Below are 11,962 nucleotides of genomic sequence, written 5' to 3'. Positions count from 1 at the left end.
GATTAATACCTAACGAGGATTTGATGGACGTAAAAATACTTCTTGTAAATACATCCCCCCTTGAGTTTGTTCATATTCACCCTCGCCAAAAAAAGACTCCCAAAATGATTCTGCTTGGCGTTTGACATACGACGGCAGCATAAACTCTGTTTCAGTTCCCTCAACCAATTTGGCGCCTTCCCCTTGCGGATATACTTTGTACTCCCCCTTGAGCTCAATACTGCTGTTATAAGGCAGCCCTAAAACCTGCCTTAAGCGGTAATAACTCACATCAAAATGCCAACCTTTTCGCGCAGGAAATAGCGTGATTTTTGACATTAACTTACTCAATTGATGATCAGTGAGTATTTTAAATTCCTTGTCAGGCCCAGTCGTTCGACGCCACATCAGCTTTACCCTTGCGCCGTTAATGGGGTGTACCATTGGCGTATAAAAGGCTTTTGGAAGAAGCGCAAAAGTCTACATATTGTGATTGCAAGGTACGTTGATCAGCGCGAGATATTCTGGCCGACTTATCTGTAACCGCTTGAGTGCATATTGTTTTACGGACCATTTGTTATAAATTTATCGAATTAAGTGCATACAGTATTACGAACCATTTTTATAAATATATCGAATTAGGAAGTTAAACCGTTTTTGTGGGACCATAACTTTCCTTTCGCTATTAAAACTCAATCCTCTTAGCTCGGCTTGGCAGCAAAGCAGCTACCAAACCTTCCAGCGGCTTACTTGCTTGTCTTCTGGATCAATATACTTTTTCATCACTTCAGGAAAAGGGCCCGTGCCCATAGCGTTTTTATCTTTTTTATAATGCTTTTCTATTGATTCATGTACGTCTTCATGTATCGGCTCATTGATATCCATAAACTTCAGAATGGCTGTCCAATGATCTTTTTCCATCCCCCCAAAAGTGGCAATGGTTGGGCGCCACCAAAACTTTGCTGGGTACTTAGTCAAGACTAAGCCACCCGTACCCATTTCACCTCCCCCTCTCGCCGCTTGAATGATTGGCCCTTCGCACATTTCAACGTCTTCAATCGGGATATAAAATGGCCGTCGCAATAAAGTATGTGAGGTGCGCACAAGTCCGGTATGGCGGTTAAACTCAATTCTGTCTAACCAATCCAGCTGTTCCCATAATTTATAAGTCAACCAAGGGCCGATAATAAATAATGCTATACCTGCCAAAATCCACCAAGCGGGCCCTGTAATTAGTCCAAAAACAAAAAAGCCAAAACCACCCAAAAATCCAAAAAGAGAAAGAAAAAAACAAACAAGCCAAATGGCGGGGGCTCTGCGCAAAGCCACCACTTGTCCATCACAATCGCCAATATGATGGAATTCATCGGTATGTTCTCTATCACTAAATGGTCTTTTGAAAGGTTTTGCAACTTTGAATTCACAGCCATTAAGTTTTGCAGCCATAGCTAAACGATCTTCATAGTTACTATGATGCAAATACTCTTTTGAAAGATCTAAATAATAAAACCCTAACTTAGAATATTTTGTAATATTACGATTTCTTAAACGCATTGCTTCTAGCTGCTGCTCTCTAATCTCTTCTTCTGTTAGCGCTTCTTGACTCATCTTCATCCTTAAATTTGTAAATCTCCGTTATTTGCTACCAAACCTCAAATCGGTTTATCTGCTTATCCTCTGCATCCAAGTACTTTTTCATTGACTCAGGAAACGGGCCTGTACCCATGGCGTTTTTATTATCACGAAAATGGTCTTCAATTGTTTTATGTATATTACGATGTATTGGCTGAGAAATATCCATAAACCTTACAATGCTGGCCCAATGCTCTTGCTCCATCCCACCAAATACCGTAATGGTTGGCCTAAACCAGTAACGCTTAGGGTATTTGGTTAACACTAGGCTGCCGGTAGCCATTTCTCCGCCGCCTCTTGCGGCTTGTACAACAGGGCCTTCACACAGCTCTATGTCTTCAATTGGCACATAAAAACGTCGTCTCAGAAAAGAAAATGGCATACGCACCAATCCGGTGTGGCGATTAAATTCTATTTTATCTATCCATGCCCCCCACTCCCAGACTTTGTGAACGGCCATGGGACCTAATATACTCACAGGGATTAAATATGCGTACGAAAACTCCCAAAAAAAGACAACATTAACAACACTAAAAAAAAGCACATAGACACATAAGATAAACCATAAAAAACAAAACCCGCCCCAAAATGGCGCTCTGCGGATCCCAACAATTTGTCCATCGCACCAGCCAATGTGGTTATCTGTACCATGGTGCTCCCGCGATGAAAACGGCTTTTTAAATGGCTTAGCTTCTTTAAACCCGCAGCCATTTAACTGTGCAGCTTTTGCAAGGCGTTGCTCATATGTCTGATGATGAAGGTGGTCTTTTGAAAGCTCATCGAAAAATACCCCCTGTTTATCATATTTCTCTCGATTGCGACTTTTTTTCTCAAGCTCATCATAAGCAGCTCGCATATGACTCGGGGCATTCGCTTTCTCTTTTTCAAATTCTCGTCTCCGTCGCTCTTTTTTAGACAAACTTTCAGAAGAAGGTGAACCAACTTTTTTCACGTTCATGACATTCCTTGCTACAAACTCAATCCTTTTGGTTTGACAGCAAAACCGCTACCAAACCTCAAATCGGTTGATCTGCTTATCCTCTGCATCCAAGTACTTTTTCATCGATTCAGGAAACGGGCCTGTGCCCATGGCGTTTTTATCTTTCTTAAAGTGTTCTTCAATACTTTCTTGGATATTCATATGTATTGGTTGACTAATATCCATAAACTTTATAATGGCTGTCCAATGATCTTTTTCCATACCTCCTAAAATAACAAGAGACGGGCGCCACCAAAACTTCGCTGGATATTTTGTGAGTACGAGACTGCCTGTGGGTATCTCACCACTTCCACGGGCATTTTTTACAACTGGTCCTTGGCACAGCTCAATATCCTCTATGGGGATATAAAAAGGCCGCCTTAATAAAGTATGGGATGTGCGAACCAGCCCCGTATGGCGGTTAAACTCTATTTTGTCTAACCAATCTAGGTTTTTCCATAATACTTGATCCGCAAACCAAGGCCCTGCAATGGCTAAAGGCGTAAAAAAAATTAACCAAATAGGACCTGATGTAATACCAAAGAGCAATGCGGCGCCACCACATATGAACAAGATACACCCAATTAATAGACATACTAACCAAATTCCAGGGGCTCTTCTTATACCAACCACTTGCCCATCGCACCAGCCGATATAATGATCTATATCTGTGTGCTCCCGAGAAACAAATGCTTCATTTTTGAAGGTCGATTTTTTAAAATCACAACCGTTAAGTTCAGTAGCTTTAGCTAAACGTTCCTCATAACTTTGATGATGTAAATGGTCCTTATTTAACGATTCGAAGTATTTACCTTGTTTAATATATTTATCTTCGTTGTCACTCTTTTTTTCTATCTCATCATAAAATTTTTTTCTTTCACCTGTCGCTTCTGCTTTTCTTTTTTCATACCCCTCGCAAAGCTCTAAAATCGATTTTTCTGTACTGTGTCCACTTTTCTGTTCGGTTTTCATCTAGTAATTCCTTCCTCAGTAACGACCTGACGGACGTAAAAACACCTCTTGTAAGTACATCCCCCCTTGGGTTTGTTCATACTCGCCCTCCCCAAAAAAAGACTCCCAAAATGATCCTGCTTGGCGTTTGACATACGACGGCAGCATAAACTCTGTTTCAGTTCCCTCAACCAATTTAGCGCCTTCCCCTTGCGGATATACTTTGTATTCTCCCTTGAGCTCAATACTACTGTTATAAGGCAGTCCTAAAACCTGCCTTAAACGGTAATAACTCACATCAAAATGCCAACCTTTTCGCGCAGGAAATAAGTTAATTTTTGACATTAACTTACTCAATTGATGATAAGTGAGTACTTTAAACTCCTTATCAGGCCCTGTCGTTCGCCGCCACATCAGTTTTACCCTTGCGCCGTTAATTGGGTGCACCATTGGCGCGTAAAATTTATAGCGCACATACTGCATCCTTGGGTCATTGGCTATCTCTAATTTAGGTCCATACAAGGCGCTGTATAAATCTAATAAAGCCAACTCTGGTTTGTCTTTCCATTGCGATGCCCTAGCAGTAGAGTCGTTGCTTTCGTCATCTTTAAATCGAGTACGCCCATTGCCCCAATGACATGCTTCCAGCCAGCCTTCAATGGGCTTTTCAGCAAATGCCCACACAACCCCAGCGCCTATCAATAAAAGAACCAAACCAAAAATGGCCAGCCCAGATATACAGGCAGCAATGGCCGCTGTCTGTAAGGCTTTAATCGTAACTACCCCAACACCCAGTGCAGCAGAGGTCGTCATACCAGCAAAACCAAGCATCATCAGGCCATGACCAATGAACTGCGCGTTATCTCCCCGGCGCATTGCCTTACTCATCTCATAAAAAGACACATAGGTACTCACCGCGCCAGCCAAAAACGTAAACACATTACCTGCTAAAACGAAAACAGCTTTGGCCTTCATTTGGGACATCCACCAAAACCGCTTTGTTAACGCACTCGGTGGCACAGGCTTATTTCTGAGCAAGGCATAACATTGCTTGGGTGAAGGTAGGCCTGCTCTTCTCTCGACTATGTTAAGGCCAACATTAATTCCAATGTCAAACAAATCTAACACCGCCGAAGTTTTACTCAGCCCACTGGCGTTTTTGTCTGTCAGCACTTTAAACGCGTTGATCACCTCAAAAATACTGACAAAGGCCAAGGTGCCATTGAGTGCGCGATTAAATACCTCTGGGCTAATGCGTTTACTAGCCATATTGTTTAACGCTTCATTTTCGTGAGCTAGACCTTCTAAATGCCAATCAGCCTCTAACTGTTTTTGTAAAGTCTCGTCGAGTGTTTTTGTTGCAACCTTCCTTTCTTTATAAAGGTCTGAAATCGCATTCTCATCTATCATCAGCATGGTTTTTCGTAATCGTTTTATACCCACGCCAGCATGTACTTGACTCTTGCTGATGAGCCTAAGCACTTCATCTAGCGAGCCATCTAACGTGATGATGTGGTCAAGTCGACTTTTTACTGTATGCTGGTCGTCTATCACTAAATCTGCCTCGGCAACACTTTGAGTTGATTTATAATATTCTTCATCAAATTCCTCAGTTGCTCTCGTCAGTTTTTCTAGCTGTACTTGTGCCCGTTTTGCTTTGTCTTGAAAATTAAGCGGTAACTTACCGTCTGGCAACTTTCCGTTGTAATAGTCATTAACGTCAATATCAACTTCTTGCAATAAATCTCCCGTGAGCACACTGGCCAAGTGCTGAAACCTGTCATACAAGCTCATGGGCTTCGCAATGGTATGAAACTTCATTGCGGTAAAGTATTCAAAATGTGCTTGCAGATTTTTAAGACCTTGGCGTGACTTGAACAATTGTGTTCTCGCCCGCCCATGATTGCGTTTATGGGCTTCGAGCTCTTCAATACGAGCTTGTATTTGCTGCTTTAAAAACTCATTTTGAGACTCGACGGCTTTAGGGTCAGCACCCGCTACTTTTTTCATCTCCGCATATACTTGAGCTCGCAGCTGCTCTTGCTCGCTAATTTGCTTGTTTTTACTGGCAATATTTTGCTCCAAGCTTTTTATTTCACGCTCCAGCTCCTGCGTTTGGTCTTTTAGCTGCTGCTCTAACTCATTGCGATTTTTAGCACTGGCTTTTATATCCGCACCAGCGCCCCCCATGGCATAGTAACTAGTGGGGACTGAAAAACTAATCGCCAACACCCCCCAAATCATTTGCGAAGCACGGCGCCAAAACTCGCGCTGCTCGCCAGACATTAAGCCTTCGTCTATGTCTTGCTGAATTTGTTGCTGTAATTCAACTGAAAAAACCGTATCGAATGGGTCGCTGCTTTCTCTGCGCGCGCACTCATAATCGCTCAATGCAGTGCCGGTCTTTTTCGGGTACATCAGCGCCGTCAGTTTTAAACTGTTGGCTGCGTTTTCAGTATCTAAGGGATGCGTGCCCAGCACTTTTAACATCAGCTCTTGGCCCATGTCCTCTTCGTCGATTTGCTTGGCAGCCCTAAAATCTGAGTCATGTACTAAAAAGCTTTCAATTAAGGTTTTGGTGAGATCGGTGTAAGGCGCGGTGACATCGCTTATTAGCTCATACACAAAGTTGCGTCTTACATCTTCGTAATAGCCGTAGTCCTTCACCGCTTGGTAAAAGCTCATTGGCGCGTCTTCGCGGGTGATATGGTCAAAACCAAATGACTTTTGCACATTGATGGCGCGGGCAGAGGTCAGTGCCTGCTCGGTTTTTAAGTAGCGTCTAAACTCATACTTTGAAAAACCAGCACGCACCCAACTTTTGTAGTTTTGTGCCATGTCTTGCTCATGCTCAGAGACCGACATGCCAAGGTCCACTTTTTGCTGGGTGGTATTGGGAAACGCAAAAAACTGCGACTGAATGGTGGTCGCCAGCACATGTTTAGAAATGTTTTTTTGCTCTGGTGCAAAGTCTTCAAAATCATCTGGGGTGAGGGGCGCGCCTTTGATAGACTCCATCGACAATTGCTGAATGTTTTTACGCTCTGAGACGATTTCAGCGGCAAGGTAACGGGCCACGCCTATTGGGTCTTTTAATACCGGGCGGTGCAGGCCATTTTTTGGCATACGCGGTAGCGGGATGTGCTGTGGCGCCTCATCATTGCTGTAGCCTTGTGCGTAGTTACCCAATTTATCAAGCACTTGCATACGTTGGCTACGGCGCTCACTCGCGGCGTCATCATTGGTGCCAGGCTGAACTCTTGGGCCATAGTTTAAGCGCGGATCATTTTCGCTCATGCCGCCAAAAGCTTCAATTTGTCGCCAGCACCACTGGGTTTCACTGAATGCAATTTCTACTCGGCATGGCTGACCATACAATTTATTGGGCACCAAAACTTGCTTAAGCTGCTCACCCGTTGCCACGCGCTCACCAACTTGGCCGTGCTCATCAATGCGCCACGCCTGCGGGCCTTTTTGGTACGCGAGGTTCACATCTTTAAAATAAGAAATGTCTTCTTCTTCGTGCTCTGTAACTTCCAACTCGCGCCATAAGTGACCGTCTACATAAATGTATAAATATCCGGGTCTTAAGTTCGTTAGTTTGCGCTCTGCGGCGCCATCTGGGGTGCACTCGCACAAGGGGTAAATGTACACCAACTCAACATCGGCGTTGTTATTGTTTTGTGTGGTGTTGGCAAAGCCCAGTGGAATTTTATAAAAACCAGTTTTGGCCTGATCTTCGCTGTAATCTTTGATCATCAATGAGACTTGCTCTGAGTCACTGGCATAACCTTCAAACACCAATTCGCGATAAGCGCCTTGCTCATTGACGCTAGTGGGAGCTGTACTTGTCATCCGATCCTGATCCTTTCCTGTGAATTACTGACACCTGATACCACCAAGGTGATGTTTTTATCACCCTCTTGCGGTGCTGGAGTGGGGCGGTTTTCATCGCTGAGTCGCTGCACTGGCATACTGCCTGACTGCATTAATGGCGAAGGCGGGGTATTTTTGTTATTCGATATCATGATATCCCCTTGGCGCACCGCTGGCTGGTTTTCAATAAACACATTGAATGAGCCCAGCATAAACTCCGCTTTGCCTTCGGTCACGCCGCTCATAATGCCTTTTTTGTCACCGGGTTGATCGCCTGTGCTCTCGGTAAATTCACTGTCTCGTGTTCCTGCTGGGTTACCGTTAATTTTCACTGAGCTGGCGGTGTTGGTGATGTCATCAGTTTTTGCCACATTGCAATAGGGAATGGGCACCACAGGAATGCCTATGGTGGTTAAGCAAATATCCAAACTCATCAGTTTGCCCTTGCTTTCAACATGGACTGCGGAGCGGCCATTGATCAGTACATTTTTCCCACTGGCCATACGCACTTGTTGCTCATTTGCCTCTGTGTCTTTAGTTATCTCACTTTGCTCACCGGCCTCCCAACCAAGTTCTTCGCTGGCAAGGCGCAATAAGGCATCGGCATCGTTCACTGGCTTGTTGACGTCCATGCCCGTTACAGGCTCGATGTGTGGCAAGATGGGCTGATTGGCTTCTTCATCCCATTCTGGAGGCGGAATAATGTAGTCAGGCATAAACTCTGTGATCAGATCGCCCAAAGTATGGTCGCTGTATTTGGGCCTATCTATTTCGTCACGAAATGCGCTTTCGCCACTGCTTTTATCAGCAAATATCGCCACGCCACTGGCTTGGCCTAGTGCGCCATTGCGCTTTGCCGCTGCGGTTAAGCCCAGTAAAACAGGGTTGTTGTGACGCCAAGTTTGGCTGCCGCCACTGCGCAGCTCTGCACTGGTAGCATCAATGTCATATTGTACCGTTCCGGCTTGCTTTCCTTGGCCGGCATTAATGTAACTCATCATCACTCCTTGTCAGTTGCCAAAGTTGTGGCTGCGTGTGCTCAACTATCAACCACACTTTGGGGGATGTGTACTGAATGGGTAAATCTAAATAGGCAAAGCCAAGTACCAAGGCCATTAAGGTTTGCGCGACCCCTGCATGGCCACATAACCTGCCCGGCTCTTTTAATTTAATCAAAGAGGCGGGTCCGCTGCTGTCCGACTGCGTTGCCGCTTGATACAGATGACAGCTGGCATCAAACCACATGTTGTGCCATGCCTTGGTGCTCGCCATATTGGAAATATAAACGTCTTTTAGGTCTGCTTTTACTTGTTTTAACTGGCTTTTTAACGGGTTATTACTGCTTTTTAAACACATGGCTTGCTTGTTTTTACCAAGCAGTAACGCACAGGCACCTTCGCTCATGATCATGCCTTCAGTGCCATCTTGGCGCTGTAGCTTGTCTTGCCAATCACTGTCATACAAAATTTCATGGCCTGTACAGGCATCTGCCGCCACCACCACAGTGCCATCGGGCAGGGTTAAATCAATATTGTCACTTTGACTTATCAACACATCTTGTAACTCGCATTGCTGGCAAAGTGCGCTGAGGGCTTCATCACTAATTAACGGATCTGTGCCTTGCTGTGGGAGCACAAAATGAATGCGGTTAGACCATGCAATGGCACCCGTTTTTTCTCCTCTCAGCAACGCAGGGATGGCCAGTCTTGTCATCAAGTCGCCCAGCATCAATTCAATACGGGCAACGCGCGGTAAATTGGCCAAAGGCCCAAGCTTGGCGACAATGGCTTTCGCCATGCCTTCTTCTTCCTCTAGGTTACTGGTGGCGGTATAAGTCATGCCATTTTCAATGGCGCTATAAAACGCGCTTAAGGTTGTGCCCGACGTATTTATATGGCCTAAATAGCTAATGTAGCGTTCGCTGCTCATACGCTTGACTCTGTATCCGGCAGTGGTGTTTGCTCTGGCATGACTATCAAGGTATCCATTGGGTGGATCCCGTCTTGTTTCACCGTGGTGCGCCATAACAAAGAAAACTGCTGAGTATGAGTGTCGAGAATTAAGCTATCACACACCATATTTAACGGCGTTTGCATCGCGCCGCGCATCATCACCAACTCAGGTTTGATATAAGGCAATTCAAAAGTGACTTTTTGGCCATAAGGCTGGCCCTTGGTTAAGCCGCTCAATGCGATTGTGGTATGTGGCTTTAAGGTGCAAGGCAAGCACTGATCCGCTGGTGCGTAGTTATAATAATTGGCACATAAAGCTTCAACATATGGATAGTCACCTGCAACCACGGCCTGAATATCCAACTCAGGCTGCAACTCTAAACGCGGTGACCAAAAATGCGGGATGGGTGCAAAGCTGGCAACCGGAGTAGTATCTCGCGGCTTTCTTAACACCTGATCAGCATACTCCACTTGCGGTAATAGCTGCCCGATACCGTCTCGGTTTCTGAGCTTAAAGCCTCGACCTATCGGATTTTTTCTATCCATGTTTTGTGGCTTATTAGGGGCTTGCCCACCAAACGCCACAGCATAATTAAGCTGAATAGGTGTGAGCGGCTGCAAGTCTTTTGCTACAGCGCCGAATAAAGACCAACGCCAGCGACGCTCTCCAGTCACTCGCAAAGTTTTATTCATTAATACGCCATGTTCATTAATTAACTCAACACTCACTTCCATCACTTGCGCTACGCGATCTGTTGGCGGAAAGCACGTTAAATGACCGTACCATTCAAACCCTTGCTTAAATGGCACCATATCATTGGCGGCAATCAACTCACAGAGTGCTCCCTCCCCTTGGTAGCCATCACCCATTGTGATGTCAGGACCCGAAGGCTCAACGCTCACCTCGCCTTGATTGCTGTATTCAAAGTTTTGCTTTACCACCACCACATAACATGGCTGAGAATCTTTGTCCCAGCTTGGGGCAATTTCAGCAAACCATGCTGAGTCATTTACTAACATCCGTTGTTCTCCTTTCTATAAACTGCCAGTGCCTTGGCGTACAGGGTAAAAAGTACAACATGGCGGCAATTTTGTTTTCATACTTTGCAGCCGTCAGCCTTTGTGCCAATGTGCCCTTAAATTGCTTTATCAGCTGAGCATCCAAAGCCGCAAAGCTTTTTCCTTGCAGCACATAACCGCCTTGCTCCAACAACATTGTCTGACGACAGGTCTCTGCATGTTTCACACAGGGGATCTGCAACCCATCTTCTACTTGCCCCTCCCCTTTTGCCAAACTGATGGCTGCCACCAGTTTAAGTTCTTTTTCTGTGAGTATTTGCCATGCCTGATAAGCAGGCTCACTCATAGGCTGCGTATCGAGCCAATTGACTAACAGTTTGAGCGTTTTTTTATGAGTAAAGTGGCTAAGTACATGGGCACTGTGCAAGGGGTAATGCTCACAAAATGCCACACAGGCATCTTGCCAATCTGGCAGCTGTGTAATACCTGCAAGGCAAAGCAGCTGCGCCTTATGCTCCGCCTCATCGGTAGCACTGAAGGTTTTTAATAACTGCGCCGCAAATTCGTCATGTGCAAACAGCCACATGTTGACTAACGCCGCATGAACAAACTCAAAATGCGTGCTTTGCAGGGCTTGCTGAAGCTGTAAAGCATTTAACGGTTGGCCTGCAAACGCCAATCTCACTAACCAAGGCTCTGGCGTTTCAATACTGGTCAGCATGGTCTGGCGCTCAGCGTCGCTAAAATCGCTCAGCCACGCTTGTGCACTCATTGCAAACAGCGCACTTGCGCCGCTCTGGCGCCAAATGGGCAGATCTGTACTGGGCACCTTGGCCTCTGCCAACCACATTGCTAAAAAAGTATCTAGCCAAGGGGCTTGCTGCGCGTTTTGTTCATGCCAAGGCAATAGCGCCTGCCAATCCGCTTTTATCATTACATTGAGCGCTTGCTCATCTAACCACTCAACCTCACTAGGCTGTGCCTGTGCCAAAGTGTAAATATGGTTAACCAGAAAATAGTGCAAATCATCAAACCTTTGCTGACGCACTACCCCTGACTTTTCAAGCTCGCAAAGCTGTCGCCACAACTTTTTTATCTGTTGCTTGTGAAGTGGCACCTTGGTGACTGCTGAAAACATACCTATCCTGCTAGTTCAATCTAATTGGCCAGCCTTGCAGGCTCAGGTCTTTTTTGGTTTCAGCGGATAAGCTATCGCCTTCCAGTAAAATCGAGCCATCGCCATAAATCTCAATCGAGCCTTTGGGCGTTTTAATGCAAATGCTTTGGTCGGCTTTGATGCTCACTTTGCCTCGATTATCATCAAACTTGGCACATGGAAAACTGCCGCTGGTTGCCAGTTTGCCAATCACCACTGGCTCTTTAATGCTAAGTAGCACCACTTGATCGCCTTTTTGAGCACGCGACACACTTTCCAGCTGACCCACCACATCGATCTCTCGGCCACTGTTGGCCAACATCACACTGACTATTTTACCCACCTCATCCACCAGTAATACGCTGGCCACCAACTGACTGGCCGCTGGTAAATACGCCAAATTATGACTGTGCATTT

10 protein-coding genes are annotated in these 11,962 nt (G+C 45.4%); all 10 read right to left on the bottom strand.

What is annotated here, in order from left to right:
* Positions 1-9: 9 nt before the first annotated feature.
* Entirely contained in the window at positions 10-387 is a 378-nt protein-coding gene (locus JF50_RS17335; RefSeq protein ID WP_039610637.1) for a hypothetical protein, read from the bottom strand.
* A 318-nt stretch (positions 388-705) separates the two neighbouring features.
* Entirely contained in the window at positions 706-1,587 is an 882-nt protein-coding gene (locus JF50_RS17330) for a hypothetical protein (protein ID WP_039610636.1), read from the bottom strand.
* A gap of 34 nt (positions 1,588-1,621) precedes the next feature.
* On the bottom strand, positions 1,622-2,569 hold the full coding sequence (locus JF50_RS17325) for a hypothetical protein (RefSeq protein WP_052262398.1): 948 nt from the start codon (positions 2,567-2,569) through the stop codon (positions 1,622-1,624).
* A gap of 48 nt (positions 2,570-2,617) precedes the next feature.
* Positions 2,618-3,562: a hypothetical protein gene (locus JF50_RS17320; protein ID WP_052262397.1), complete on the bottom strand. Its 945-nt coding sequence runs from the start codon at positions 3,560-3,562 to the stop codon at positions 2,618-2,620.
* Positions 3,563-3,577: 15 nt separating this feature from the next.
* Positions 3,578-7,396, bottom strand: coding sequence for a toxin VasX (locus JF50_RS17315; protein ID WP_039610635.1), 3,819 nt, complete (start codon positions 7,394-7,396; stop codon positions 3,578-3,580).
* Positions 7,393-8,418, bottom strand: coding sequence for a PAAR-like domain-containing protein (locus JF50_RS17310; RefSeq protein WP_419177515.1), 1,026 nt, complete (start codon positions 8,416-8,418; stop codon positions 7,393-7,395). The genes JF50_RS17315 and JF50_RS17310 overlap by 4 nt, the downstream gene beginning before the upstream one ends.
* Entirely contained in the window at positions 8,402-9,346 is a 945-nt protein-coding gene (locus JF50_RS17305) for a hypothetical protein (protein WP_039610633.1), read from the bottom strand. The genes JF50_RS17310 and JF50_RS17305 overlap by 17 nt, the downstream gene beginning before the upstream one ends.
* Complete coding sequence (locus tag JF50_RS17300) at positions 9,343-10,389, bottom strand: DUF2169 family type VI secretion system accessory protein (protein ID WP_039610632.1); 1,047 nt, start codon at positions 10,387-10,389, stop codon at positions 9,343-9,345. The genes JF50_RS17305 and JF50_RS17300 overlap by 4 nt, the downstream gene beginning before the upstream one ends.
* The gene (locus tag JF50_RS17295; RefSeq protein ID WP_039610631.1) at positions 10,376-11,527 is read right to left on the bottom strand and encodes a hypothetical protein; all 1,152 of its coding nucleotides are present in this window, start codon (positions 11,525-11,527) and stop codon (positions 10,376-10,378) included. The genes JF50_RS17300 and JF50_RS17295 overlap by 14 nt, the downstream gene beginning before the upstream one ends.
* Positions 11,528-11,537: 10 nt before the next feature.
* On the bottom strand, positions 11,538-11,960 hold the full coding sequence (locus tag JF50_RS17290; protein ID WP_039610630.1) for a hypothetical protein: 423 nt from the start codon (positions 11,958-11,960) through the stop codon (positions 11,538-11,540).
* Positions 11,961-11,962 lie beyond the last annotated feature (2 nt).

Origin of the sequence: Pseudoalteromonas luteoviolacea (genome assembly GCF_000814765.1) — a bacterium.
Lineage (GTDB): Bacteria > Pseudomonadota > Gammaproteobacteria > Enterobacterales > Alteromonadaceae > Pseudoalteromonas > Pseudoalteromonas luteoviolacea_H.
The sequence above is the reverse complement of the archived record's forward strand: the minus strand, read 5'-3'. Positions and strand labels throughout refer to the sequence as shown.

Bases quoted from the DNA above. Each gene is read 5' to 3' on its own strand.
- JF50_RS17330 (WP_039610636.1), bottom strand. From the start codon at position 1,587: ATGAGTCAAGAAGCGCTAACAGAAGAAGAGATTAGAGAGCAGCAGCTA.
- JF50_RS17335 (WP_039610637.1), bottom strand. From the start codon at position 387: ATGTGGCGTCGAACGACTGGGCCTGACAAGGAATTTAAAATACTCACT.
- JF50_RS17305 (WP_039610633.1), bottom strand. From the start codon at position 9,346: ATGAGCAGCGAACGCTACATTAGCTATTTAGGCCATATAAATACGTCG.
- JF50_RS17315 (WP_039610635.1), bottom strand. From the start codon at position 7,396: ATGACAAGTACAGCTCCCACTAGCGTCAATGAGCAAGGCGCTTATCGC.
- JF50_RS17295 (WP_039610631.1), bottom strand. From the start codon at position 11,527: ATGTTTTCAGCAGTCACCAAGGTGCCACTTCACAAGCAACAGATAAAA.
- JF50_RS17310 (WP_419177515.1), bottom strand. From the start codon at position 8,418: ATGATGAGTTACATTAATGCCGGCCAAGGAAAGCAAGCCGGAACGGTA.
- JF50_RS17300 (WP_039610632.1), bottom strand. From the start codon at position 10,389: ATGTTAGTAAATGACTCAGCATGGTTTGCTGAAATTGCCCCAAGCTGG.
- JF50_RS17320 (WP_052262397.1), bottom strand. From the start codon at position 3,562: ATGAAAACCGAACAGAAAAGTGGACACAGTACAGAAAAATCGATTTTA.
- JF50_RS17325 (WP_052262398.1), bottom strand. From the start codon at position 2,569: ATGAACGTGAAAAAAGTTGGTTCACCTTCTTCTGAAAGTTTGTCTAAA.
- JF50_RS17290 (WP_039610630.1), bottom strand. From the start codon at position 11,960: ATGCACAGTCATAATTTGGCGTATTTACCAGCGGCCAGTCAGTTGGTG.